The sequence below is a fragment of the Citrobacter europaeus genome (assembly GCF_037482245.1).
GTDB lineage: Bacteria > Pseudomonadota > Gammaproteobacteria > Enterobacterales > Enterobacteriaceae > Citrobacter > Citrobacter europaeus.
The window spans coordinates 627208-653296 of the sequence record NZ_CP148084.1 but is presented as its reverse complement, the minus strand read 5'-3'; the positions used below and the strand labels follow the sequence as shown (position 1 = coordinate 653296).

Below are 26089 nucleotides of genomic sequence, written 5' to 3'. Positions count from 1 at the left end.
GGGGCGCAATGTCACTTTCATCACCGGGCGTACATCTGTTTTATCACTCACGCTGGCAGGAGTCTCGCGTGCTTGATGAGCTGTGCTGGGGATTGGAAGAGCAAGGCGTCCCTTGCCGGACAATCTGTTGCGACGAGCATGACTGCGCGCTGGCCCTCAGCAAGCTGGCGGCTAAAAGCTCAACGCTACGCGTGGGTCTTGGGCTCAACGCCAGCGGCGATATTGCCTTAACCCATGCTCAGTTGCCCGAAGATCGGGCACTGGTCCGTGGGCATACTCACGCCGGGGCTGCCCAGCTCCGCACGCTCGGCGCCAATGCCGGTCAACTGGTTAAAGTTCTTCCCTTCAGCGAGATAAAATAAATGTACCGCATCTATACCCGAACCGGCGATAAAGGCACGACCGCGCTATTTGGCGGCAGTCGTATCGACAAAGACGACATCCGCGTTGAGGCCTATGGCACGGTGGATGAACTGATTTCCCAGCTAGGCGTCTGCTATGCCAGCACGCACCAGGCCGAACTACGCCAGGAGCTGCACGCCATGCAGAAGATGCTGTTTGTACTGGGTGCGGAACTCGCCAGCGATGAGAAAGGACTGACTCGCTTAAAACAGCGTATTGGCGAAGAGGATGTTCAGGCGCTGGAGCAGCTAATTGACCGTAATATGGCGCAAAGCGGCCCGCTCAAAGAGTTTGTTATTCCGGGGAAAAATCTCGCATCGGCACAGCTACACGTTGCGCGAACCCTGACGCGTCGGCTGGAGCGGGTCCTCATCGCGATGAGCAGAACGCTGACGTTACGCGATGAACCCAGGCGTTATATCAACCGACTGTCGGATGCGCTGTTCTCGATGGCGAGAATTGAAGAAACTACTCCAGATGTTTGCGCTTAAACTGGCTGGCATCAATGTCGTATTGCTTCATCTTGCGCCACAGGGTGGTGCGACCAATGTTCAGCAGCTGCGACATCTCCTGCACGCGCCCACTGGTGACGCGAGCGGCATGGATAATCGCCTCTTTTTCGATAGCGGTAAACGTCAGGCTGGCAGGCAGCAGTGAAGACGCCGTCTCCAGACCCGGACGTTCGGCAAACAGATAATCCGGTAGATTGCTCAGCCGAATATGGCCGTTATCACTGCTGATGGCGATGTTTTCGATAATACTGTTCAATTCAAAGTCATTGCCCGGCCACGAATAGGCCACCAGCTGTGCTAGCGCGTCGTCGTCGATCTTCAGACTGGATGAAAAGCGTTTTTTCAGGCTGTTCAGCCGTGTATAAATCAGCGAGGGAATACTGTTACGCCGCGCCCGCAGCGGTGGGATCACTATCTCAAAAGAGTGCAGCGCATAATACAGCTGGCGGCTAAAGCGGTTTTGCTCCACCAGATTGGCGAGATCAACCGTGGTGGTGGCGATCACTTTGACATCCACCGGGATCAGCCGGCGGGCATCCAGGCGGGTGAGTACCCCCTGCTTAATCACCTGTAACAACGCGGATTGCAGCTCCGGCGCCAGATATTCAATTTTTTCCAGAAACAGCGTGCCGCCGTTCGCCAGTTCAAGACGGCTCAGCCGACCGTTTTCATCATCGGTGGGCGCGCTGCCCATAAAATCCTGCCCCAGCACGCTGTTGGCATACAACTGACAGTTCACGGCAATATATGGTCCGCTGGCACGCTCGCTTTCGTTGTGAATAGCCTGACTCAGCAGCTCTTTACCAACACCCTCTTCTCCACACAGCAGGATCGGGAAACTTCCTCTCGCCGCCTGGCGCCCAAAATGGATCAAGCGGCGGGTTTCAGGATCGTCTGTCGACATCTGCTCAAAGGTATGGCTCACCTTGCCGAGCTGGCTGGTCATCAACTGGCGCATTTGCTCCACCGGATGCAGCAGCAGGATAAAGCTGTTGCCCTGCTCCTCAACAATCGGTTTCAGGGTAATGACGGCATCAACAAATTGATGCTGGCTTTCAAAAGTGACTTCAACGTGGTTCAGACCGCGGGCATGTTTGATCGCCCGGCGCAGCAGCATGGGTAGATTGAGCAGGTCGTGAATATTTTTCCCCTGACTGGCCTGCGCGTCAAGATGCAAAAGCAGCGCCGCGCGCGCATTGAGGAACTGCAAAACGCCCTGTTCGTTCCAGGCCATTACGCCATCATCCATGCTCTCCAGCAGGCCGTACATCTGGTTCAAATGTCGATTAGATTCAGCCAGCAGGCTGTCGGTCAGCAAAGAGTTACCGACTTCTCTGGCAATCGCCAGCGTCAGGGATAAATCAGAAACGCACTCATGTTCCACCAGACAGCACAGCGAGATGGAGCCGAACAGTCGACCATGGTTATCGAAGACCGGCGTCGAGCAGAACGACCAGGGATGCAGCGCCTGTTTAAAGTGCTGATCGCCAGAAGTTTTTGTCGGCTGCCCCGGCATCGTCGCCAGAGAAAGCGCACAGCTGCCAATAATGCTTTCGGCACAGTAACTGCCGTCGCGAAACCCAAGCTCCGCCAGCTGTTCAACCGTCTGCGGATCGCCGCAACGGCTGAGAATACAGGCTGACTCATCCAGAATCAGCAGCGCGCACGGACGGCCATCCATAAACTCCCAGGCATCTTCCAGCGCGGCCTGGGCAATCGTCAGCAGCGCCGTCTTGCGACGACAAATCGACTCAAAGGTCAGCCCTTGCGCCTGATGCGGCGCCTGCCAGGTTTCCCGCTGCATAAACTTGCTGCAACGATGCCATGACTGGGCAATGACCGAAGAGACTTCCTTCCCGATGCTATGCGTGTGCGCCGTCATATCCCTTTCCGCTGTTTAACCATAGACAACCCCTCCGGCAGAGACTGTCAGAGGGGGAGAAGATGCCGGATAAAAACCTACCGACGACTGATTAACGCGCCAGCCACTGCTGTCCCAGCAGGTCTGCCGTCAAAATAGCGGCATGTACGCTTTCAGGCGTTACCGGGAACGGCATATTGTGGATGGTTTCACCTTCTGCACAGGTCGCTTTTGCTACGGCCATGATCTTGCCGTCAACGTCTTCTTTCACGCCCATTTCCGCTAACGTTACCGGCAGGCCTACTTTCTGACAGAAATTCAGCACGGTTTCGATCTCTTCCATCGGGCTGTTTTGCAACACCAGTTGCGCCAGCGTACCAAAGGCGACTTTTTCACCGTGGTACAAATGGTGGCACTCTTCCAGAATCGTAAAGCCGTTGTGGATCGCATGCGCCCCTGCCAGACCGCTGCTTTCAAAGCCGATGCCGCTGAGGTAAGTATTAGCTTCGACAATACGCTCCAGCGCATCGGTCACCACGCCAGCCTGCGCGGCAAAGCGTGCCTTCTCGCCTTCCGCCAGCAGGGTATCATAGCACAGGCGCGCCAGGCTCAGCGCCGCCACGGTGGACTGTCCGCCCGCCATGCTGGTCGCTCTGGCGTCATAACAGGCTTTCGCTTCAAACCAGGTCGAGAGCGCATCGCCCATCCCGGCCACCAGCAGACGTACCGGCGCTTTAGCAATGATTGCGGTATCCATCACCACCATATCCGGGTTTTTCGGGTAGATCAGATACTCTTCAAACTCACCGGCTTCGGTATAGATTACGGACAGCGCACTGGTTGGCGCATCGGTAGACGCGATAGTCGGGATCACCACCACCGGCAGCTTCTGGTAGTAGCCAATCGCTTTGGCGGTATCCAGCGTTTTCCCGCCGCCAATCCCAACAACACCGCGGCAACCGTGCTGTTTCAAAATGGCAATCAGACGATTAATTTCAGCATGGCTGCATTCGCCGTTGAAGCGTTCCGCGTGGCAGCTAATGTCGTGGTTGTGCAGGCCGTTGAGTACTTTCTCTCCCGCCAGCTTCATCACGAAGTCATCCGCGATCACGAAAAAGCTGTCCGCCAGATTTTTAGCGTATTGACCAAACAAGGTGGAAGCGTCAGGACCCTGGAGATATTTGGCTGGAGATTGAATAACTTTTAGCATTCCTTTCATCCTCAAATAAGTACATGTTTTTACATGGTGAGCCCTGGCGTTAACCTGTTTGGCCTGATGCTGATGGCGAAAACGGGAGGTACCGGAGCGATGCAATAACTGTATGGCGAGGCGTGCACAAAAAGATCTTTCGTCTTTTTGTTCTGATATGAAACAGATAAAAACGGAGTACGTTTCATATTGGAACACTTATCCATAAAAAATATAAGGTTTGCGATCCTGATCCGTTCATTTACCGCCAAATATCCAGCACACATGAATCTCACTTTCTCTTTTACCCACTCGCTTGTCTTAAAATCCGCACAAAAAGGCTGATGGTGCCGGATAACCAGCGCCGTGCGCCGGTGAAAAAAGTCGAGCGAGCTCGCATTGTGATCGTTCCTTGCTTTTTTCAGTTTCATTTCGGAACAAAAAACAACAATCACGTTCCGTAATGAAACTCATTTTAAGGTTGTTTTTTTCCGCGCTGACTTCGCCAGAATCTCTTCATCGCCTCCGCACCATGACCTAAGTATTCGGGGGTTTGTCTTTCACTCAACCTCGAGGAGCCGTTATGTCTCAATTCTTTTTTAATCAACGCCCCCATCTCGTGAGCGATGTCATCGACGGTACGATTATCGCCAGCCCGTGGAATAACCTGGCGCGTCTGGAAAGCGATCCGGCCATTCGTATCGTAGTCCGTCGTGATCTCGATAAAAATAACGTGGCGGTCATTTCCGGCGGCGGTTCGGGACACGAACCCGCGCACGTTGGATTTATCGGTAAAGGCATGCTAACCGCTGCGGTCTGCGGCGACGTTTTCGCCTCCCCGAGCGTGGATGCGGTACTGACCGCCATTCAGGCGGTAACCGGTGAAGCGGGCTGTTTGTTGATCGTGAAAAATTACACCGGTGACCGTCTTAATTTCGGTCTCGCCGCCGAGAAAGCGCGTCGCCTTGGCTATAACGTTGAAATGCTGATTGTTGGCGACGACATCTCTCTGCCGGATAACAAACACCCACGCGGCATTGCGGGAACCATCCTGGTGCATAAAATCGCGGGTTACTTTGCCGAACGCGGCTACAACCTCGCCACCGTTCTGCGTGAAGCGCAGTACGCAGCCCACAACACCTTCAGCCTGGGCGTTGCGCTTTCCAGTTGTCATCTGCCGCAAGAAACCGACGCGACCCCGCGTCATCATCCGGGTCACGCGGAGCTAGGGATGGGCATTCACGGCGAGCCAGGTGCTTCGGTTATCGACACTCAGAACAGTGCACAGGTGGTGAACCTGATGGTGGATAAACTGCTGGCCGCCCTGCCTGAAACCGGCCGTCTGGCGGTGATGATTAACAATCTTGGCGGTGTTTCTGTTGCCGAAATGGCCATCATTACCCGCGAGCTGGCCAGCAGCCCGCTGCACTCGCGTATCGACTGGCTGATTGGCCCGGCCTCGCTGGTCACCGCGCTGGATATGAAAGGCTTTTCTCTCACGGCCATCGTGCTGGAAGAGAGCATCGAAAAAGCGCTGCTCACCGAAGTGGAAACCAGCAACTGGCCGACGCCGGTCCCACCGCGTGAAATCAGTTGTGTTCCGTCATCTCAGCGTAGCGCACGCGTGGAATTCCAGCCCTCGGCAAACGCCCTGGTGGCCGGGATTGTGGAGCTTGTCACCGCAACCCTTTCCGATCTGGAGTCCCATCTTAATGCGCTGGATGCCAAAGTCGGCGATGGCGATACCGGTTCAACCTTTGCCGCTGGCGCACGCGAAATTGCCAGCCTGCTGCATCGCCAGCAGTTGCCGCTGGATAACCTTGCCACGCTGTTCGCGTTGATTGGCGAACGCCTGACCGTGGTGATGGGCGGTTCCAGCGGTGTGCTGATGTCGATCTTCTTTACCTCAGCCGGACAGAAACTGGAACAGGGAGCAAATATTGTCGAAGCATTAAATACGGGCCTGGCGCAGATGAAGTTCTACGGCGGCGCAGACGAAGGCGATCGCACCATGATTGACGCGCTGCAACCGGCCCTGACTTCACTGCTCGCGCAGCCGCAAAATTTGCAGGCCGCATTCGACGCCGCGCAAGCGGGAGCCGAACGAACCTGTTTGTCGAGTAAAGCCAATGCCGGTCGCGCATCGTATCTGAGCAGCGAAAGCTTGTTGGGTAATATGGACCCCGGCGCGCATGCCGTCGCAATGGTATTTAAAGCGCTGGCAGAGAGTGAATTGAGCTAAGCCATAAATGCCTGATGCGCTTCGCTTATCAGGCCTACGAGTACAAACCTATGTAGGCCGGATAAGGCGTTTACGCCGCCATCCGGCAGAACGTTAACGATAAACGCGGATCCCGCCCTCTACGCCGCGGCTAAACAGTACCTGCCAAAGCTCGATATCTCGGGCGCGGAAAGCCCCGGCGCAGGCGCATAAATAGTAATTAAACATTCTTCTGAAGGTGGCGGAATAACGTGACGACAGCTCCGGCCAGGCCTGATTAAAGCGCTCGTGCCAGGCCATCAGCGTTTTATCGTAATCGCTGCCAAAGTTATGCCAGTCCTCCATCACAAACCGTGATTCGCTGGCCTCGGCAATATGGGAAATCGACGGTAAGCAACCGTTGGGGAAAATGTATTTGTTGATCCATGGATCGACGCTCATCCCTTTTTTATTGCTACCGATGGTATGCAGCAGGAAGAGCCCGTCCGGTTTTAAACAACGGTCGGCGATGCTGAAATAGGTATCGTAGTTTTTCGGCCCGACGTGTTCAAACATCCCCACGGAGACAATGCGATCGTAGTGTTTATCAAGGTCGCGATAATCCTGCAGCAGAATGTTAACGTCCAGACCTTCACAGCGCTGCTGCGCCATTTTCTGCTGCTCTTTGGAAATGGTAACGCCTTCTACCACCGCGCCATAATGACGTGCCGCATACTCCGCCAGCCCGCCCCAGCCACAACCGATATCGAGTAAACGCATACCCGGTTTAAGCTGCAGCTTCTCGCAGATCATTTTTAATTTGGCATTTTGCGCATCTTCTAATGTGGTCGCATCTTTCCAGTAACCACAGGAATATTGCATATGCGGATCAAGCATCAGCGCAAAGAGATCGTTACCAATATCATAATGTTCTTTGCCGACTATCCATGCCCGACTCCGCGACTGCAAATTAAACAGGCGCGCACAGGCAATGCGTAAAATATCTTTCAGATTTCCCGGCATCTGCTGGTCGAGTTTTGCTTTGAGGATTTTGCAGAACAGAATATCGAGCCGCTCACAGTCCCACCAGCCTTCCATATAGCTTTCACCAAGTCCTAATGAGCCTTGTTGCAATACCCGTTTAAAGAAACCGGTGTGATGAAGTTGAATGTCCCACGCTCGCGAGCCATTAATTCTGATATCCGCTTGCGAAAGCAGCTCTTTTCCCATTCGGGTCCAGTTATCATTTATTTCATTGACGATCACAGCATCTGAACAAAGCGAATTCATGGTATTTACCAAAAGTGGGCTAAAAATTCTTACACAAGATTATTATGGAAAAAAAGGTGTATGTATTATGATCTGCGGACAAGATCTATCGAGTAGCAGACACATCATCGGGATCATTGACGATTCATTTATGGAAACTCTCGCGCAAAAGCAGTGGAACTTCTACCCGGATAACTCCATGACGGAACTGCCGCAGGACGTGTACTTTCGCTCTTATGTCCTGGAAGCTAACCATCATGTTCCACAGCATTCACACTCTTTTATACAGTTTCATTTCGCCCGTAAAGGCAGTATGCGTATTGATGTTGCCGGTAAGTGCTGGATAATTCCGGCACATTATGGCATCTGGATTCCGAATAATACGGAGCATACGGTTTGGGCACTGGATGATGTGTATTTAGAAAATCTGGATATTAATCCGGGCTTTCTTGAAGAGAGCATTAATGAATGTAAAGTGGTGGCAATCAGTGATTTCGCCAGAGAGTTTATTCATTACGCCACGAATTCAATTTCAGGCCATTATGATAGCCAGTCAAAAGAGGGCAAGCTGGTCAGCGTCCTGGTCGACATTATTCTGCAGCTCCCGGAAGTCGCTTTTGTATTACCCTGGCCGCAGGATCGCGAATTAAACAAAGTTTGCCGAACCATACAAGAATCTCCCGCACTGGAGCATTCGGTTGAATACTGGTCGCAGCATCTGGGTATGTCTGCCCGTACCTTTTCACGCCATTTCAAAAAAGAAACCGGATTGCCTTTCAGCGTCTGGAAGCAAAAAATGCGTATTCTGGAATCCGTATTAATGCTGAAGAAAAATAAAAGCGTAACCGCCGTGGCGCTCGACGTGGGGTATTCAAGCACCGCGGCATTTAGCTACGCATTCCGCCAGGCGTTTGGCGTTCCGCCGTCTAATTACTGATTAACGGCGCTGATGCCAGTAAGCCGCTGCGCGAACCCGTTGCTGATCGAACGCCTCGGTTTCAAAGCGAGCACTCAGGTTTTTGACCACCTTCCCTTCGCCAGTGATCCAGATGTAATAATCGTCTGCTGGCACGCTTAGCCGCGATAAGTGTTCATTCACCGCCTGCTCGTCATGACCGATAAACCACTGAATAGTAAACCCGTCGAGGTGGGCAAAATAGTCCTGGTATGCTGCATCTTGCACGCTGACCAGCGCCGTGACGTGCGGACGTACCGCTAAACGACTGAGCGACTCCAGGCGTCGGCGCAGCGCGGGCATTCCCGATTCATCACACACATAAACCTGATACGCATAATCCTCTGGCACCACCAAAGAACCGCGCGGTCCGCCAATTGTCAGCTTGTCCCCCTCACGGGCATTCATCGCCCACGTACTTGCCACGCCACCGTCATGGATATAAAAATCCAGCGCCAGCTCATGGCGCGCTTCGTCATACAACGGCGTGTAATCACGGGATAACGGACGTACGCCATCAGCCCAGACAATGCCTTCATCGGTGACGACAGGCGGCACAAAATGGCTGCCCGGTTCAGGGAAAAAGACCTTGGTATGGTCGTCAAACCCGTGTGAGCTAAAACCGTCCAGAGCGTCCCCGCCCAGTACAATGCGCTGAAAGCCCGCGCTAATACGTTCTACGCGCAGGACGGTAAGTTCCCGAAAGCGCAGTTCATTACGAACGCGCTGGGGGTAGCGTGAGGTGTTTTTTGTCATTTTTTTCGCCTTGTGAAGATAATACGATATATCTAAATACATTTTTAAATGATAATGATTGCTAATCAAGAGGATTGCAAGCACTTTTTTGATATAGTCACCGTCAGATTAGACTGACAGCACCAACCAATAAAAACTGTTAATAATCATCACATTAAACAAAATACAATTTGTAGACTTGCAAGGTGACAATTTTTAGATATAAATTAGATATATCTAAACAACATCAGGAGACGATGATGCAAAACCATCATGAAGGTTGCTGCAAACATACTGAGCACCAACACGAAGGCTGCTGCAAGGGTGAAGGACATCACCACGAAGGCCGCCACAACGAGCACCATGCAGGTTGCTGCAAAGGTGAAGAACATCGCCATGAAGGCTGTAACAAAGAACATCACCACGAACAGGGTTGTGGGCACCGTCGCGGGGGCGGTGGTCGTCGCCAACGCTTCTTCGGTCACGGAGAATTACGCCTGGTCATTCTGGATATCCTGACCCGCGACGCCAGCCACGGCTATGAGCTGATTAAAGCAATTGAAACCCTGACTCAGGGTAACTATACCCCGAGCCCGGGCGTTATCTATCCGACGCTGGATTTCTTGCAGGATCAGGCACTGATCACCATCAGCGACGAGGAAGGTGGGCGTAAACAGATTGCGATCACGACTCAGGGCCAGCAATGGCTGGATGAAAACCGTGAGCATCTGGAACATATCCACGAACGTATTAAAGCCCGCTGCGTGGGTTTTGAATTACGCAAGAATCCGCAGATGAAACGCGCGCTGGAAAACTTCAAAGCCGTGCTGGACCTACGGGTTAATCATGGTGATACCAGCGATGCGCAGATCAAAAAAATCATCGGTATTATCGATCGCGCTGCGCTGGATATTACTCAGCTGGATTAATTTACACTGCAGGCGGGACCCGTTTGCCCGCCGTTCCGCCTGTAGGGTTTATATTAATGTAGCACCGTGACAGCATCTTCCAGTCGACCAGCGCGATGCTTCACCATCGCAGAAATCTGGGCGCTCTCTTCAACCAGTTCGGCGTTTTTCTGCGTAATATTGCTCAGTTCATTCACTGCCCGAGTCAGGCTGGAAAGGCCATCTGACTGCTCCAGCGTTGAGTGGCTGATTTGGGCGATCAGCTGAGTGACGTTTTGCACCTGCGCCACAATATCGTCCATCGTGCGCCCTGCAGCGTGAACCTGATCGGAGCCGGACTGCACTTTATCGGCGCTGGCATCAATCAGCTTGCGGATATCATTGGCCGCACTGGCGCTGCGACTGGCAAGATGACGCACTTCTCCCGCCACCACGGCGAACCCTTTCCCTTGCTCACCTGCCCGTGCAGCTTCAACGGCGGCGTTCAAAGCCAGAATGTTGGTCTGGAAAGCAATATCGTTAATCAGCGTCGTAATGGTGCCGATCCTCTGGGTGCTGTTGGCGATATCGTCCATGGTTTTGATGACGGTATCCATCGCCTCACCGCCGTGCGTTGCCGCGCTGCTGGCGGCGATGGAGAGTTTATCGGCTGCGGCGGCGGTCTCAGAGTTTTGTTTTACCGATGCAGCCATCTGATTCATGGTGGTCACCGTTTCCTGCACATTCTCTACGGTCTGCTGCGTATGCTTGTTTAAATCATCACTGCCTTTCGCCAGCGTTTCACTGTCGCTGCGTACACAACTCACCTGGCTGGAGACATCATGGATGAGCCAACGGCACATTAGCCCCAGTTGCCCGACCGCTCGCAGCATCAGGCCCAGCTCATCACTGCGGTTAAGATGCGACACGCTGTTCCGCTCACCGGTCGCCACTTTAAGCGCCTGACGGGCGACATTCTCAATAGGACGCACAATCTGCCATTCGAAAATAGCCGTTCCTAAAAGCATCACCAAGACGCTCGTCAGCAGTAACGGCCATTCGGCGCCCATTTGCTTCAGTGCGGCCGCCAGTAAAATAAACATAAACGCCATTACGCTGCGCACTCGCCAGCGAACCGGCAGCGCCGGGAGTTTGCCCAACCAGCCTTTGCGTACCACCAGGCCTTTATGAATTCGTCGATTGCAACGCCCTTCATTCAGCGCTTTATATAAAGGCTCTACCGCCGCAATCTCCTCGTCAGTTGCCCGGGTACGGATCGACATATACCCGGTTACACGCCCTTCCCGCACCATCGGCACCGCATTGGCCCTTACCCAGTAGTGATCGCCATTCTTACGCCGGTTTTTCACAATCCCGCTCCATGGCTCACCCTGCTTCAGGGTGTACCACATATCCGCAAACGCCGCTTTTGGCATGTCCGGATGACGAACCAGGTTGTGCGGTTTTTCGAGCAATTCATTTAGTTGATAGCCACTGACCTGGACAAAGGTATCGTTCGCATGGGTGATATAGCTTTGTAAATCGGTAGTCGACATGAGGGTGATATCATCATCCAGCGGTGTATTTTGCTGACTAACGTAGGGATGAGAAGACATGATTGCGTCCTGTGCAGGTTATCTGGTTGTTAACTCTTTCGGCTTATGTTATTTCGGCGATAATTTTTTTATCTTTAGTTGTTAAATTTGATTTAGATCGCAATTTGCGATTAAACCTCAAAATTTGTACGCATTCTAATCCATTGATTTAAAATACTTTCAATCAGTAACTATTCAATTCCACTTCTACCAATGCACCGTTACAGGGCGAGTATTGCTCATTTTTAGCGCAGAAAAGGGGTTTTCCGATCTGTTTTCTCAGTCTGAACGTGGGCAAAATGCCAGCAAATGTTAAAGATTGGCATTAAATGTTGCGCAAATAAGATGTTTCCTGGTGTTTATCCCGATTTTTGCTAAGCGCGCCGGAATGGCGCAATCCCTGCAATACTTAAATCAGTATCATGTGATACGCGAGCTCCGGGAGCATATTTTGAACAGGTTACCTTCCAGCGCATCGGCCCTGGCCTGCAGCGCACACGCACTGAATCTCATCGAAAAGCGCACGCTTGATCATGAGGAAATGAAATCACTAAACCGAGAGGTGATTGAATACTTCAAGGAGCATGTCAATCCGGGGTTCTTAGAGTATCGAAAATCTGTAACAGCAGGCGGGGATTACGGAGCCGTAGAGTGGCAAGCGGGAAGCCTGAATACGCTTGTCGACACCCAGGGGCAGGAGTTCGTCGATTGCCTGGGTGGTTTTGGAATTTTCAACGTGGGGCACCGTAATCCAGTCGTGGTTTCCGCCGTACAGAATCAACTCGCGAAACAACCTCTGCATAGCCAGGAGCTACTCGACCCTCTGCGGGCCATGCTGGCAAAAACCCTCGCCGCACTGGCCCCAGGTAAGCTGAAATACAGTTTTTTCTGTAACAGCGGGACCGAGTCGGTTGAAGCCGCTCTGAAGCTGGCGAAAGCGTATCAATCACCGCGCGGTAAATTTACGTTTATTGCCACCAGCGGCGCATTCCACGGTAAATCGCTGGGCGCGCTGTCCGCCACGGCTAAATCCACCTTCCGCAAACCCTTTATGCCGCTGCTGCCGGGTTTCCGCCATGTACCGTTTGGCGATATTAACGCGATGCGCACCGTGCTCAGCGAGTGTAAAAAAACCGGTGACGACGTCGCTGCCGTGATCCTCGAACCGATCCAGGGTGAAGGGGGCGTGATCCTGCCGCCGCAAGGGTATTTAACCGCCGTTCGTAAACTTTGCGATGAGTTTGGCGCGCTAATGATCCTTGACGAAGTGCAGACCGGCATGGGTCGTACTGGCAAAATGTTCGCCTGCGAACACGAAAACGTGCAGCCCGACATTATGTGCCTGGCTAAAGCGCTGGGCGGCGGCGTGATGCCCATTGGCGCAACCATTGCCACCGAAGAGGTATTCTCCGTCCTGTTCGACAATCCTTTCCTGCATACCACCACGTTTGGCGGCAACCCGCTTGCTTGCGCGGCTGCGCTGGCCACCATTAACGTCCTGCTGGAGCAAAATTTACCGGCTCAGGCGGAGCAGAAAGGCGATATGTTGCTGGATGGTTTCCGCCAGCTTGCGCGGGAATACCCGGACCTGGTACATGATGTACGCGGTAAGGGCATGCTGATGGCGATTGAGTTTGTTGATAATGAAATCGGCTACAACTTTGCCAGTGAGATGTTCCGCCAGCGGGTGCTGGTAGCCGGCACGCTGAACAATGCAAAGACGATCCGTATCGAACCGCCGTTGACGTTAACGATCGAGCAATGCGATCTGGTATTGCGAGCAACGCGCAAAGCCCTGGCAGCATTACGGGTGAGCGTGGAGCAGGTGTAACAACCTTACCCGGCCTATAAAAGACACCCTTTTGTAGGCCGGATAAGGCGTAGCCGCCATCCGGCAATTAGCCTAACTCAAACAATCCGCACACCCACTGGCATCACCCGTTCTGGCGTTAACAGCACGCTTTCGCTGCCATCATCCGTCTCAGCGCACAGCAGCATACACTCAGATGTTTCACCGCGCATTTTGGCCTTTTGCAGGTTACACAGCACCACTACCGTTTTCCCCATTAGCTCCTCTTCGCTGTAATAAGGAACCAGGCTGGTCACGGTTTGCAGCGTACGCTCTCCAACATCTACCTGTACGATATACAGCTTATCGGCATTGTCATGGCGCTTTACCTGTGCGATTTTTCCAACACGTATTTCCATTCGGGCAAAATCAGCAAATGCGACGATATCCATTGTTTTCTCCTCTGGTAAAATTTTACTAAATATTAGCAAAATATTTTCCAGGCATTGTTCTCAAAAGCGGGAAAATGACGTACTCATCACACTCTGAAAGCCCGGTTTTACCCCGAACATGTCAATTAAACATGCTTTTTTTACTGAAAACAGATGAATAGATAAGCACTTCATTTACAATGCGCAGGTAACTCAGGGAAAAGGTAAACATGGCAACACTTAAAGACATCGCAATCGAAGCTGGCGTGTCCCTGGCGACAGTGTCCCGGGTTTTAAACGATGACCCCACGCTGAATGTAAAAGAAGAGACTAAGCATCGCATTCTGGAGATCGCGGAAAAGCTGGAGTACAAAACCAGCAGCGCCCGTAAGAACCAGACCAATGCGCTCGGCCCCCAGCATATTCTGGCGCTCTACAGCTATCAGCAGGATTTGGAAATCAACGATCCTTACTACCTCGCGATCCGCCATGGGATTGAAACCCAGTGTGAGAAACTCGGGATCGAACTGACCAACTGCTATGAGCACAGTGGACTGCCGGAGAGCAAACACATTACCGGCATTCTTATTGTCGGCAAACCTTCTCCCGCTCTGCGCGAGGCGGCAACAGCGCTTACCGACAACATCTGCTTTATCGATTTCCATGAACCCGGCAGCGAATATGACGCCGTCGATATCGATCTGGCCCGCATCAGCAAAGAGAGCATCGACTTTTTCATTGCCCAGGGCGTCACCCGCATTGGCTTCATCGGTGGTGAAGACCAGCCGGGCAAGGCCGATATCCGCGAAGCCGCGTTTGTCGAATACGGTCGTCTGCAGCAGGTCGTTTCTGAACAGGACATCTATCGCGGCGGTTTCTCCAGTTCATCAGGCTATGAACTGGCTAAAGAAATGCTGGCAAAACCCGACTATCCCAGCGCCCTGTTTGTGGCTTCAGATTCGATTGCTATTGGCGTTCTGCGCGCCATCCACGAGCGTGGTCTTAACATTCCACAGGATATTTCGCTGATAAGCGTTAATGATATTCCAACGGCGCGTTTCACCTTTCCTCCGCTTTCCACCGTTCGCATTCATTCTGAAATGATGGGCAGTCAGGGCGTCAACCTGCTGTTCGAGAAAGCCCGCGACGGGCGTGCGCTTCCCCTGCTGGTTTTTGTTCCCAGCAAGCTGAAACTGCGCGGCACCACCCGCTAAAATCCCCCGTTAACCCGCCCGGTTTCTTCTGATGCCGGGCGCGCATTGTCATGCATTCTTTTCTGCGTCCGAATTATTTTCGTGATCCAGTTAAAGTAAATCACTTCATCCGCTATATTTTAGTAAAACTTTTACTAAAATCACCATCAATTACACTTACTCACCATTACAATGAATGGTTCCGATTTTTCTCCACCGGGAGGCCTTATGAATCGCTGGGAAAACATTCAGCTCACCCACGAAAATCGACTGGCGCCACGCGCATATTTTTTCTCTTATGACTCCGTTGCACAGGCTCGCTCGTTTGCCCGCGAAACCAGCAGCCTCTTTCAACTGTTAAGCGGTCAGTGGAATTTTCAGTTCTTTGAGCATCCGCTACAGGTGCCGGAAGCCTTTACGTCGCAATTTATGAACGACTGGGGCAGCATCACCGTCCCAGGCATGTGGCAGATGGAAGGACACGGTAAGCTGCAGTATACCGACGAAGGTTTTCCTTTCCCGATTGACGTCCCCTACGTTCCGACCAATAACCCCACCGGAGCCTACCAGCGCATTTTCTCCCTCAGCGAAGGCTGGCAAGGCAAACAGACGCTGATAAAGTTTGATGGCGTAGAAACCTACTTCGAAGTTTACGTGAATGGTCAGTACGTTGGCTTCAGCAAAGGCAGCCGCCTGACGGCCGAATTTGATATCAGCGCAATGGTGCGCACCGGTGACAACCTGCTGTGCGTTCGCGTAATGCAATGGGCTGACTCCACCTACGTTGAAGACCAGGACATGTGGTGGTCGGCGGGAATTTTCCGCGACGTCTATCTGGTAGGCAAACAGGCGACCCATATTCAGGATTTTACCGTTCGCACCGAGTTCGATGATGACTATCGCGACGCCACCCTCTCTTGCGACATTGCGCTGGAAAACCTGGCCGCCACGCCGGCGATAGCGTCGCTCGAATACACCTTGTTTGACGCTGAGCAGGCGCTGCATAGCGGCGTGATTAATACCCTGAAGGTGGATAAACAAACGCAGACCGCGTTTAATTTCAAGGTTAGCGCGCCGCAGCAGTGGTCGGCGGAATCGCCGTATCTCTACCATCTGGTGATGACGCTGAAAGATGCCAGCGGCAACATCCTTGAAGTCGTGCCACAGCGCGTCGGATTCCGCGATATTAAAGTTCGCGACGGTCTGTTTTACATCAATAATCGCTACGTGATGCTGCATGGCGTTAACCGCCACGATAACGATCATCTTAAGGGCCGCGCGGTCGGTATGGATCGCGTTGAAAAAGATCTGCTGTTAATGAAGCAGCACAATATCAACTCCGTACGCACCGCCCATTACCCGAACGATCCGCGCTTCTATGAATTGTGCGATATCTACGGTCTGTTCGTGATGGCCGAAACCGACGTTGAATCTCACGGCTTCGCTAATATCGGCGATATCAGCCGGATAACCGACGATCCGCTATGGGAAAATGTCTACGTTGAGCGCATCGTGCGCCACGTCCATGCGCAGAAAAACCACCCGTCGATCGTCATCTGGTCACTCGGCAACGAATCCGGATACGGCTGTAACATCCGCGCCATGTATCACGCTGCAAAAGCGCTGGATGACACGCGTTTGATCCATTACGAAGAAGATCGTGACGCCGAAGTGGTGGATATCATCTCCACCATGTACACCCGCGTGCCGCTGATGAATGAGTTTGGTGAATATCCGCATCCTAAGCCACGCATCATCTGCGAGTATGCGCACGCCATGGGTAACGGTCCCGGCGGGCTAACGGAATATCAGAACGTCTTCTATCAGCATGATTGCATTCAGGGGCACTATGTCTGGGAGTGGTGCGATCACGGGATTCAGGCCAAAGATGACGACGGCAACGTCTGGTACAACTATGGCGGCGACTACGGCGACTATCCGAACAACTACAACTTCTGCCTTGATGGCCTGATTTATTCCGATCAAACCCCAGGACCAGGACTGCAAGAGTACAAGCAGGTAATTGCGCCAGTGAAAGTACGCGCACAGGATCTGGCTCGCGGCGAACTGCGGGTAGAAAACAAACTGTGGTTCACCACGCTTGACGACTACACCTTGCATATTGAGGTTCGCGCCGAAGGAGATACGCTCTCTGTTCAGCAGATAAAACTACGTGACGTTCCTCCCAACAGCGATGCGCTCCTGCAATGCGCACTGCCGGAGCTGGATGCGCGCGAAGCGTTCCTTAACGTCAGTGTGACGAAAGATTCCCGCACGCTATACAGCGAAGCCGGGCATCACATCGCGACGTATCAGTTTCCACTGAAAGCCAGAACGGCGGCTACCGTACCGTTTAGTCTGCAAAATTCCACCCCTCTGACGCTGGAAGACAGCCGCCAGAGCTGCACCGTTCGCGGTTATAACTTCCATCTGACCTTCTCAAAGCTGACCGGTAAGCCGATCGCCTGGAACGTCAATGGCGAAGAGCTGATTACCCGCGAGCCGAAGATTAATTTCTTCAAACCGACCATTGATAACCACAAGCAAGAGTTCGAAGGCCTCTGGCAGCCGAATCATTTACAGATTATGCAGGAGCATCTGCGCGAGTTTACCCTTGAGCAAACCGATGATGCGCTGCTGATAACCAGCCAGACCATTATCGCCCCGCCGGTATTCGATTTCGGTATGCGCTGCACCTATCGCTGGCGCATTGCCGCGGACGGTCAGTTGAACGTAGAGCTTTCCGGCCAGCCTTACGGAGAGTACCGGGACATCATTCCTTGCATCGGCTTCACGATGGGCATCAACGGTGATTTGGGCCAGGTGGCATATTACGGACGTGGTCCCGGTGAAAACTATGCCGATAGCCAGCAGGCCAACATCATCGACATCTGGCGCAGCAGCGTGGATGAGATGTTCGAAAATTATCCGTTCCCGCAAAACAACGGCAATCGTCAGGACGTGCGCTGGGCAACGCTAACCAACCGCCACGGCAACGGTCTTCTGGTGGTTGGGCAGCGCCCTGTCAACCTGAGCGCCTGGCGCTATACGCCAGAAAATATCTTCGCCGCACAGCACTGCAACGCGCTACAGCGTAGCGATGACATCACCCTGAATCTGGACCACCAGTTGTTGGGACTAGGTTCCAATTCGTGGGGAAGTGAGGTGCTCGATTCCTGGCGCGTCTGGTTTACATCATTCAGCTACGGCTTCACGTTGTTGCCGTTTTCCGGCAGCGAGTCTGGCGCTCAAACCACCGCCAACCGCGCCTTTGGCACCGGATTCTTTTCCACGAATTTGCACAGCGAGAATACAAAATGAGGATCATCGACAACTTAGAGCAGTTCCAGCAACGCTATGCTTCGGGTCGGAAATGGCAACGCTGCGTCGAGGCTATTGAAAATATTGACAATATTCAGCCAGGCGTCGCCCACTCGATCGGTGATTCCCTGAGCTACCGCGTGGAAACAGACTCCGCGACCGATGCGCTGTTTACCGGCCATCGTCGTTATTTTGAGATCCATTACTACCTGCAAGGACAGCAAAAAATAGAGTATGCCGCCAAAGAGGATCTCCAGGTGGTTGAATACTATCGCGATGAAACCGATCGCGAATATCTGAAAGGTTGTGGAAAAACCGTAGAAGTGCACGAAGGACAAATGGTTATTTGTGACAACCATGAGGCCTATCGTTTTATTTGTAATAACGCAGTGAAAAAAGTCGTACTCAAAGTCACCATCGAAGATGGTTATTTTCATAATAAATAAAAACACAGGCGGCGCCGACGTTGCGCCGCCAGTACCCTATAATAATCAGGAATCGGAGATGTGCTATGTCTGATACCAAACGTAATACCATCGGCAAGTTCGGCTTACTTTCACTCACTTTTGCCGCGGTTTATAGTTTTAATAACGTAATCAATAATAATATTGAGCTTGGTCTGGCATCCGCACCGATGTTTTTCCTCGCGACGATTTTCTACTTTATTCCATTCTGTTTAATCATCGCCGAATTTGTTTCGCTGAATAAAAACTCCGAAGCCGGTGTCTACGCATGGGTAAAAAGTTCGCTGGGCGGACGTTGGGCATTTATTACCGCCTACACCTACTGGTTCGTTAATCTGTTCTTTTTTACCTCGCTTTTGCCCCGCGTTATCGCCTACGCCTCATATGCTTTTTTAGGCTACGAATACATTCTGACGCCGTTCGCGACTACCGTGTTAAGTATGGTGCTGTTTGCCTTCTCCACCTGGGTTTCGACCAACGGCGCAAAAATGTTAGGACCAATTACCTCAGTCACCTCCACGTTGATGCTGCTGCTGACGCTATCCTATATCTTACTGGCGGGTACTGCGCTGGTTGGCGGCGTACAGCCTGCTGACCCTATCACCGTAGACGCAATGATCCCGAATTTTAACTGGGCCTTCCTGGGTATCACCACCTGGATCTTTATGGCGGCAGGCGGCGCAGAGTCGGTGGCGGTGTACGTCAACGACGTCAAGGGCGGTTCCAAATCATTCGTGAAGGTCATTATCATTGCCGGGATTTTTATCGGCGTGCTCTATTCCATCTCCTCGGTGCTGATCAACGTCTTTGTCAGCAGCAAAGAGCTGAAGTTCACCGGTGGTTCGGTGCAGGTATTCCACGGCCTGGCGGCATATTTCGGCCTGCCGGAACTGGTCGTGAACCGCTTTGTCGGCCTGGTCTCCTTTACCGCGATGTTCGGCTCTCTGCTGATGTGGACCGCCACGCCGGTGAAGATCTTCTTCTCTGAAATTCCGGCGGGTATTTTCGGTAAAAAAACCGTCGAACTGAATGAAAATGGCGTTCCGGCCCGCGCAGCGTGGATCCAGTTCCTGATCGTTATCCCGCTGATGATTATCCCAACCCTTGGCTCCAATACCGTGCAGGATTTAATGAACACCATCATCAACATGACCGCCGCCGCATCGATGCTGCCGCCGCTGTTTATTATGCTGGCTTACCTGAATCTGCGCGCAAAACTGGATCACTTACCGCGTGACTTCCGTATGGGTTCACAAAAAACCGGCATTATTGTGGTCTCGATGCTGATTGTTCTTTTCACCATCGGATTTATCGCCTCTACCTTCCCGACCGGCGGTAACATCATAACCATTATTTTCTATAACGTTGGTGGCATTGTTATTTTCCTCGGCTTCGCCTGGTGGAAATACAGTAAATACATCAAAGGGCTGACCAAAGAAGAAAAAGCTATTGAGGCGGCCCCTGCTTCAGATATCAATTAATGACTAAAACATAATAACAATAAACAATATTCGCCAAGGCTATAACAATAAAAATTAAATTTTATTTGCTTAGGATAAAGCATGAAAAACATTAGCCATTGTTGCAGGGCAATTATTGCCCTGCCCTTTTTCTGCGTCTCCTCTCTGGGTGCAGAAGAAGTTCGCCCTGCAGAACACGACGACACGAAAACGCCCGAAATATCTTCCCCGTCATTTCGTTTTTATGGCGAATTGGGCATGGGTGGATATATGGATTTAGAAGGAAAAGATAAACATAAGTACAGCGATGGTACCTATATAGAAGGTGGCCTGGAGATAAAACACGGCTCGTGGTTTGGTCTGATCTACGGCGAGGGCTGGACCGTACAAGCGGACCATCAGGGCAATGCCTGGGTTCCTGACCATAGCTGGGGCGGATTCGAAGGCGGGATCAACCGCTTTTACGGTGGTTACCGCACCGATGATGGCACGGAGCTGATGCTCAGCCTGCGCCAGGACTCTTCGCTGGATGACCTGCAATGGTGGGGGGATTTCACTCCAGACCTGGGCTACGTCATTCCTAATACCCGCGACATCATGACCGCCATTAAGGTGCAAAACCTGACCGGTCCTTTGCGCTACAGCGTGACCGCGACGCCCGCCGGACACCACGACGAGAGCAAAGCCTGGCTGCACTTTGGTAAATACGATCGCTACGACGATAAATATACCTATCCGGCCATGATGAACGGCTACATCCAGTACGATCTGATCGAAGGCGTAACCTGGATGAACGGCCTGGAGATAATGGATGGTACCGGACAGTTGTTCCTGACCGGTATCCTCTCGCCCAACTTCGCCGCCCGCGCCTGGCACCACACGGGCCGCGCCGACGGGCTGGATGTGCCCGGCACCGAGACCGGCTATATGGTCAGCGCGATGTATGAAGCACTAAAAGGCGTTTACCTCTCCACCGCTTATAGTTACGCCAAACACCGACCGGATAGCTATGAGGACGAAACCACTTCCTTTATACAGTTCGGTATCTGGTATGAATACGGCGGCGGGCGTTTCGCTACCGCCTTCGACAGCCGGTTCTATATGCAGAATGCATCTGGCGACCCGAGCGACCAAATCTTCCTGATGCAATATTTCTATTGGTAACAAGGACCGGAACACCATGAACATGAAACCTCTTCTTACGCCGCTGGCCTGCATCCTGCTGATGAACGTCTCCGCGCATGCCGCCAGTGCTGACGACTTTAAAAACATCATTAATCGCACCGGTGCGCCGGGCTACATGCATGACTACGATCACGACGACCACCAGCGCTTTAATCCCTTTTTCGATCTTGGCGCCTGGCACGGTCATTTGCTGCCGGACGGTCCCGCCACGATGGGCGGCTTTCCGGGCGTGGCATTGCTGACCGAAGAATACATCAATTTTATGGCCAATAATTTTGACCGTCTGACGGTGTACCAGCACGGTAAAAAGGTCGATTTCGCACTTGAGGCCTACAGCATTCCGGGCGCGCTGGTGCAAAAGCTGTCATCTAAGCATGTGCAAATAGAGATGACGCTGCGTTTTGCCAGTCCCCGCACCTCGCTGCTGGAAACCAAAATCACCAGCGACACGCCGCTGGATCTGGTGTGGGACGGCGACCTGCTATCGAAGCTGGAAGCCAAAGAGGGAAAAGCGCTGTCAGATAAAACCATTGATGGCGAATTCCCTGGCTATCAGCGCAAAATCACCGCCACACACGATGGCCTGAAAGTCACCTTCGGCAAAGTGCGCTCAACCTGGGATCTGCTCACCTCCGGTGAGTCGGAGTATCAGGTGCATAAATCTGTCGCCATGAAAACGACGGTTAACGGTCATCGCTTCATGGGGAAGGCCCATATCAAAGGTTCAACCACTTTCTACACCACCTATTCTCATCTGCTTACCGCCGAGGATGTGGCGAAAGAGCAGCCGCAGATCCGCGATATTCTGGCGCGCCCGGCCTGGTATCTTGCGGCATCGCAAAAGCGCTGGGCAGATTATCTGCAAAAAGGCTTAACCAACCCGGATGCCACAACGGAACAAACCCGGGTCGCGGTTAAAGCTATTGAAACGCTGAACGGCAACTGGCGCTCGCCAGGCGGGGCGGTAAAACACAATACCGTGACGCCTTCGGTCACCGGCCGCTGGTTCTCCGGCAACCAAACCTGGCCGTGGGACACCTGGAAGCAGGCCTTCGCCATGGCGCACTTTAACCCGGATATCGCCAAAGAGAACATTCGCGCCGTCTTTTCATGGCAGGTTAAACCTGGCGATCCGGTTCGTGCGCAGGATGCCGGATTCCTTCCCGACCTGATTGCCTGGAATCTCAGCCCGGAACGCGGCGGCGACGGCGGTAACTGGAACGAGCGCAACACCAAACCCAGCCTGGCGGCCTGGTCGGTGATGGAGGTTTACAACGTCACCAAAGACAAGGCCTGGCTCGAAGAGATGTATCCAAAACTGGTGGCGTATCACGACTGGTGGCTGCGTAACCGCGATCACAACGGCAACGGCGTGCCGGAATACGGTGCTACGCGCGATAAAGCCCACAATACCGACAGCGGTGAAATGCTGTTTACGGTGAAAAAAGGCGACAAGGAAGAAACCCTCTTTGGACTGAACAACTACGCCGCCGTGATCGATAAAGGCCAGTATGACAGCCTGGAGATCCCGGCACAGGTTGCCGCCTCGTGGGAGTCCGGTCGTGATGATGCGGCAGTATTCGGTTTTATCGATAAAGATCAACTGGATAAATACGTCGCGAGCGGTGGAAAACGCAGCGACTGGGTGGTGAAATTTGCCGAAAACCGCAGTAAAGACGGTAAGTTGCTGGGTTACTCGCTAATGCAGGAGTCGGTGGATCAGGCCAGCTACATGTACAGCGACAACCATTATCTGGCGCAGATGGCGACCCTGCTCGGTAAACACCAGGAGGCGCAGCGCTACCGCCAGTTGGCGCAAAATCTCGCGGATTACATCAATACCTGTATGTTCGACCCTGACACCCAATTCTTCTATGACGTCAGGATCGAAGATACCCCGCTGGCAAACGGCTGTGCGGGTAAACCGATCGTCGAACGCGGCAAAGGGCCGGAAGGCTGGTCGCCGCTGTTTAACGGTGCGGCGACGCAGACCCATGCGGACGCGGTAATTAAGGTGATGCTCGACCCCAAAGAGTTCAACACCTTTGTCCCGCTTGGCACGGCGGCGTTGACCAACCCGGCTTTCGGCGCGGATATATACTGGCGCGGGCGCGTCTGGGTGGATCAGTTCTGGTTCGGGCTAAAAGGGATGGAGCGTTACGGCTATCGCGATGAAGCGTTAAAACTGGCGGATACCTTCTTCAGCCACGCCAAAGGCCTGACCGCAGACGGTCCGATTCAGGAAAACTATAACCCATTGACCGGCGCCCAACAGGGCGCACCGAACTTCTCCTGGAGCGCGGCGCATCTCTATATGCTGTATAACGATTTTCTTAAAAAACAGTAATCGGTAGCATTTTGCCGGATGACGTTTCGCTCATCCGGCCCACAAAGACACATTTTCACCGGCCGGGTTAGGTGCTTGCACCGACATTCGGCAAATTCATTCTCTGCTCCCACTCCTTTTTTGAATCCCATCACAATCACGGCATTCCCCTTTTCCCTTTTACGCGGCGACGGCTAAATTATTAACTCATCCGACCACATAACAATAATTTTACATACTGGACACCTTTATGAGCTATCCGTCGCTGTTTGCCCCGCTCGATTTAGGCTTCACCACGCTTAAAAACCGCGTGCTGATGGGTTCAATGCATACCGGGCTGGAGGAGTATCCCGACGGTGCCCAACGGCTGGCCGCGTTCTACGCCGAACGCGCCCGTCACGGTGTGGCTCTGATTGTGAGCGGAGGCATTGCGCCTGCGCTTTCCGGCGTAGGGATGGAAGGTGGCGCGATGCTCAACGACACCAGCCAGCTTGCACACCATCGTGTCATTACCGATGCCGTGCATGATGAAGGCGGCAAAATCGCCCTGCAAATTCTGCATACCGGGCGTTACAGCTACCAGCCGCATCTGGTGGCGCCTTCTGCCATTCAGGCGCCAATCAACCGCTTTACGCCGCATGAACTGACGCACGATGAAGTGCTGCAGTTGATTGAAGATTTTGCCCACTGCGCGCAGCTGGCACGGGAAGCGGGCTACGATGGCGTAGAAGTGATGGGTTCGGAAGGGTATCTCATCAACGAATTCCTGACTCTGCGTACCAACCAGCGCGATGACCAATGGGGCGGTGAGTATGCCAACCGCATGCGTTTTGCCGTTGAGGTGGTGCGAGCGGTACGCCAGCGTGCCGGGAATGACTTTATTATTATCTTCCGCCTGTCGATGCTCGATCTGGTGGAAAACGGTGGAACCTTCGACGAAACCGTCCAGTTGGCGCAGGCTATAGAAGCCGCCGGGGCCACCATTATTAACACCGGTATTGGCTGGCATGAGGCGCGTATTCCCACTATCGCTACCCCGGTACCGCGCGGCGCGTTTAGTTGGGTGACGCGTAAGCTAAAAGGGCATGTGACGATCCCACTGGTCACCACCAACCGCATTAACGATCCCCAGGTCGCCGATGACATTCTGGCCCGTGGCGACGCCGATATGGTGTCGATGGCCCGTCCGTTCCTCGCCGATGCCGAACTGCTGTCAAAAGCGCAGACCGGACGAGCAGATGAGATCAACACCTGTATCGGCTGTAACCAGGCCTGTCTCGATCAGATCTTCGTCGGCAAAGTCACCTCTTGTCTGGTGAATCCGCGAGCCTGCCATGAAACCAAAATGCCGATCGTTGCGGCAACTGTGCAGAAAAATCTGGCGGTTGTCGGCGCAGGCCCTGCCGGCCTCGCCTTCGCTATTAATGCTGCTGCACGCGGACATCACGTCACGCTGTTTGACGCGCATGGCGAGATTGGCGGGCAGTTTAATATCGCCAAACAGATCCCCGGCAAAGAAGAATTCTATGAAACCCTGCGCTACTACCGCCGGATGATCGACGTGACTGGCGTGACGCTAAAGCTGAATCACTTTGTCAGCGCACGCGATCTGCACACCTTCGACGAAGTGATCCTTGCCAGCGGGATCGAGCCGCGCATGCCGCCGATCGAGGGGATCGAACATCCTAAAGTGCTGAGCTATCTCGACGTCCTGCGCGATAAAACGCCAGTGGGCAAACGCGTGGCAATCGTTGGCTGCGGCGGGATCGGTTTCGATACTGCCATGTATCTGAGCCAGCCCGGCGATCCCACCAGCCAGAACATTGCGGAGTTCTGCGTGGAATGGGGGATCGACACCAGCCTGCAACAGCCTGGCGGTTTACGCCCGGAAGGTCCGCACTTATCCCGCAGCCCGCGCCAGATAGTGATGCTGCAGCGCAAAGCCAGCAAACCGGGACAAGGTTTAGGTAAAACGACGGGGTGGATCCATCGCACCACCCTGCTCTCACGCGGCGTAAAAATGATCCCTGCAGTCAGTTATCAGAAGATTGATGATGATGGGTTACACGTCGTGCTGAACGGTGAACCGGTGATCTTTAACGTGGATAACGTGGTGATTTGCGCCGGACAAGAGCCGCGCCGTGAGCTGGTCGATCCGCTCCATGCGGCAGGTAAAACGGTGCATCTGATCGGCGGCTGCGATGTGGCGATGGAACTGGATGCCCGACGTGCTATTGCGCAAGGCACCCGACTGGCGCTGGAAATTTAACAGGATGTAATTCGTAGGCCGGATAAGGCGTTAGCCGCCATCCGGC

The 26089-nt window shown here is 53.1% G+C and carries 19 protein-coding genes; 13 read left to right on the top strand and 6 right to left on the bottom strand.

Going from position 1 to position 26089, the window contains the following annotated elements; translation table 11 throughout:
- Window positions 1-8 precede the first annotated feature (8 nt).
- Window positions 9-362 carry a glycerol dehydratase reactivase beta/small subunit family protein gene (locus WHR59_RS03175; protein WP_047408493.1) on the top strand — a complete coding sequence of 118 codons (354 nt, stop codon included), beginning with the start codon at window positions 9-11 and terminating at the stop codon, window positions 360-362.
- Window positions 363-893, top strand: coding sequence for a cob(I)yrinic acid a,c-diamide adenosyltransferase (locus tag WHR59_RS03170; protein ID WP_100193652.1), 531 nt, complete (start codon window positions 363-365; stop codon window positions 891-893). It begins immediately after the preceding gene.
- On the opposite strand, the gene dhaR is transcribed toward WHR59_RS03170, so the two are convergent.
- Together dhaR and WHR59_RS03160 are read right to left on the bottom strand one after the other, a co-directional pair.
- Window positions 871-2796 (bottom strand): dihydroxyacetone kinase operon transcriptional regulator DhaR, encoded by a 1926-nt coding sequence (gene dhaR / locus WHR59_RS03165; protein ID WP_043017717.1) that lies wholly within the window; start codon window positions 2794-2796, stop codon window positions 871-873. The two genes, WHR59_RS03170 and dhaR, sit on opposite strands and share 23 nt — an antisense overlap.
- 91 nt (window positions 2797-2887) lie before the next feature.
- Complete coding sequence (locus WHR59_RS03160) at window positions 2888-3985, bottom strand: glycerol dehydrogenase (RefSeq protein WP_080626071.1); 1098 nt, start codon at window positions 3983-3985, stop codon at window positions 2888-2890.
- 562 nt (window positions 3986-4547) lie between these two features.
- Here WHR59_RS03160 and WHR59_RS03155 point away from each other — a divergent pair.
- Window positions 4548-6206, top strand: a complete 1659-nt coding sequence (locus WHR59_RS03155) for a glycerone kinase (RefSeq protein WP_047408481.1) — start codon at window positions 4548-4550, stop codon at window positions 6204-6206.
- Window positions 6207-6299: 93 nt separating this feature from the next.
- Here the strand turns inward: WHR59_RS03155 and cfa are convergent, their stop codons facing one another.
- The gene (gene cfa / locus WHR59_RS03150; RefSeq protein ID WP_087051150.1) at window positions 6300-7454 is read right to left on the bottom strand and encodes a cyclopropane fatty acyl phospholipid synthase; all 1155 of its coding nucleotides are present in this window, start codon (window positions 7452-7454) and stop codon (window positions 6300-6302) included.
- 67 nt (window positions 7455-7521) lie between these two features.
- Between cfa and WHR59_RS03145 the strand changes: the two genes are divergently transcribed.
- Window positions 7522-8370 carry a helix-turn-helix domain-containing protein gene (locus tag WHR59_RS03145; protein WP_043017720.1) on the top strand — a complete coding sequence of 283 codons (849 nt, stop codon included), beginning with the start codon at window positions 7522-7524 and terminating at the stop codon, window positions 8368-8370.
- Here the strand turns inward: WHR59_RS03145 and WHR59_RS03140 are convergent, their stop codons facing one another.
- Window positions 8371-9144 (bottom strand): siderophore-interacting protein, encoded by a 774-nt coding sequence (locus tag WHR59_RS03140; protein WP_043017721.1) that lies wholly within the window; start codon window positions 9142-9144, stop codon window positions 8371-8373. It lies immediately after the preceding gene.
- A 236-nt stretch (window positions 9145-9380) separates the two neighbouring features.
- On the opposite strand from WHR59_RS03140, the gene WHR59_RS03135 reads away from it, so the two are divergent.
- Window positions 9381-10052 carry a PadR family transcriptional regulator gene (locus WHR59_RS03135; RefSeq protein ID WP_167373421.1) on the top strand — a complete coding sequence of 224 codons (672 nt, stop codon included), beginning with the start codon at window positions 9381-9383 and terminating at the stop codon, window positions 10050-10052.
- Window positions 10053-10105: 53 nt separating this feature from the next.
- Here the strand turns inward: WHR59_RS03135 and WHR59_RS03130 are convergent, their stop codons facing one another.
- Window positions 10106-11626, bottom strand: coding sequence for a methyl-accepting chemotaxis protein (locus WHR59_RS03130; protein WP_043017723.1), 1521 nt, complete (start codon window positions 11624-11626; stop codon window positions 10106-10108).
- 430 nt (window positions 11627-12056) lie between these two features.
- On the opposite strand from WHR59_RS03130, the gene ygjG reads away from it, so the two are divergent.
- Window positions 12057-13436, top strand: coding sequence for a putrescine aminotransferase (gene ygjG / locus WHR59_RS03125; protein WP_167373420.1), 1380 nt, complete (start codon window positions 12057-12059; stop codon window positions 13434-13436).
- A 77-nt stretch (window positions 13437-13513) separates the two neighbouring features.
- On the opposite strand, the gene WHR59_RS03120 is transcribed toward ygjG, so the two are convergent.
- Entirely contained in the window at window positions 13514-13846 is a 333-nt protein-coding gene (locus WHR59_RS03120; RefSeq protein ID WP_043017725.1) for a tRNA-binding protein, read from the bottom strand.
- A 209-nt stretch (window positions 13847-14055) separates the two neighbouring features.
- Here WHR59_RS03120 and ebgR point away from each other — a divergent pair, with 209 nt between their 5' ends.
- From ebgR to WHR59_RS03085, 7 genes are all read left to right on the top strand, one after another.
- Window positions 14056-15039 carry a transcriptional regulator EbgR gene (gene ebgR, locus WHR59_RS03115; RefSeq protein ID WP_043017726.1) on the top strand — a complete coding sequence of 328 codons (984 nt, stop codon included), beginning with the start codon at window positions 14056-14058 and terminating at the stop codon, window positions 15037-15039.
- 207 nt (window positions 15040-15246) lie between these two features.
- Window positions 15247-18339 (top strand): beta-galactosidase subunit alpha, encoded by a 3093-nt coding sequence (ebgA, locus tag WHR59_RS03110; RefSeq protein WP_043017727.1) that lies wholly within the window; start codon window positions 15247-15249, stop codon window positions 18337-18339.
- Window positions 18336-18785 (top strand): beta-galactosidase subunit beta, encoded by a 450-nt coding sequence (locus tag WHR59_RS03105; RefSeq protein WP_003828536.1) that lies wholly within the window; start codon window positions 18336-18338, stop codon window positions 18783-18785. Before ebgA ends, WHR59_RS03105 begins: the two co-directional genes overlap by 4 nt.
- 65 nt (window positions 18786-18850) lie before the next feature.
- Window positions 18851-20284 carry an amino acid permease gene (locus WHR59_RS03100; protein ID WP_043017728.1) on the top strand — a complete coding sequence of 478 codons (1434 nt, stop codon included), beginning with the start codon at window positions 18851-18853 and terminating at the stop codon, window positions 20282-20284.
- 81 nt (window positions 20285-20365) lie between these two features.
- The gene (gene ygjJ, locus WHR59_RS03095) at window positions 20366-21427 is read left to right on the top strand and encodes a protein YgjJ (RefSeq protein WP_338843572.1); all 1062 of its coding nucleotides are present in this window, start codon (window positions 20366-20368) and stop codon (window positions 21425-21427) included.
- 16 nt (window positions 21428-21443) lie between these two features.
- A complete protein-coding gene (gene ygjK / locus WHR59_RS03090; RefSeq protein WP_338843571.1) occupies window positions 21444-23795 on the top strand; it encodes an alpha-glucosidase in 2352 nt (783 codons plus the stop codon).
- 229 nt (window positions 23796-24024) lie between these two features.
- Window positions 24025-26043 (top strand): FAD-dependent oxidoreductase, encoded by a 2019-nt coding sequence (locus WHR59_RS03085; RefSeq protein WP_043017731.1) that lies wholly within the window; start codon window positions 24025-24027, stop codon window positions 26041-26043.
- The last annotated feature ends 46 nt before the right edge of the window (window positions 26044-26089 follow it).

Coding starts and splice junctions, on each gene's coding strand:
- WHR59_RS03175 (WP_047408493.1), top strand. CDS start 9: ATGTCACTTTCATCACCGGGCGTACATCTGTTTTATCACTCACGCTGG.
- WHR59_RS03170 (WP_100193652.1), top strand. CDS start 363: ATGTACCGCATCTATACCCGAACCGGCGATAAAGGCACGACCGCGCTA.
- dhaR (WP_043017717.1), bottom strand. CDS start 2,796: ATGACGGCGCACACGCATAGCATCGGGAAGGAAGTCTCTTCGGTCATT.
- WHR59_RS03160 (WP_080626071.1), bottom strand. CDS start 3,985: ATGCTAAAAGTTATTCAATCTCCAGCCAAATATCTCCAGGGTCCTGAC.
- WHR59_RS03155 (WP_047408481.1), top strand. CDS start 4,548: ATGTCTCAATTCTTTTTTAATCAACGCCCCCATCTCGTGAGCGATGTC.
- cfa (WP_087051150.1), bottom strand. CDS start 7,454: ATGAATTCGCTTTGTTCAGATGCTGTGATCGTCAATGAAATAAATGAT.
- WHR59_RS03145 (WP_043017720.1), top strand. CDS start 7,522: ATGATCTGCGGACAAGATCTATCGAGTAGCAGACACATCATCGGGATC.
- WHR59_RS03140 (WP_043017721.1), bottom strand. CDS start 9,144: ATGACAAAAAACACCTCACGCTACCCCCAGCGCGTTCGTAATGAACTG.
- WHR59_RS03135 (WP_167373421.1), top strand. CDS start 9,381: ATGATGCAAAACCATCATGAAGGTTGCTGCAAACATACTGAGCACCAA.
- WHR59_RS03130 (WP_043017723.1), bottom strand. CDS start 11,626: ATGTCTTCTCATCCCTACGTTAGTCAGCAAAATACACCGCTGGATGAT.
- WHR59_RS03120 (WP_043017725.1), bottom strand. CDS start 13,846: ATGGATATCGTCGCATTTGCTGATTTTGCCCGAATGGAAATACGTGTT.
- ebgR (WP_043017726.1), top strand. CDS start 14,056: ATGGCAACACTTAAAGACATCGCAATCGAAGCTGGCGTGTCCCTGGCG.
- ebgA (WP_043017727.1), top strand. CDS start 15,247: ATGAATCGCTGGGAAAACATTCAGCTCACCCACGAAAATCGACTGGCG.
- WHR59_RS03105 (WP_003828536.1), top strand. CDS start 18,336: ATGAGGATCATCGACAACTTAGAGCAGTTCCAGCAACGCTATGCTTCG.
- WHR59_RS03100 (WP_043017728.1), top strand. CDS start 18,851: ATGTCTGATACCAAACGTAATACCATCGGCAAGTTCGGCTTACTTTCA.
- ygjJ (WP_338843572.1), top strand. CDS start 20,366: ATGAAAAACATTAGCCATTGTTGCAGGGCAATTATTGCCCTGCCCTTT.
- ygjK (WP_338843571.1), top strand. CDS start 21,444: ATGAACATGAAACCTCTTCTTACGCCGCTGGCCTGCATCCTGCTGATG.
- WHR59_RS03085 (WP_043017731.1), top strand. CDS start 24,025: ATGAGCTATCCGTCGCTGTTTGCCCCGCTCGATTTAGGCTTCACCACG.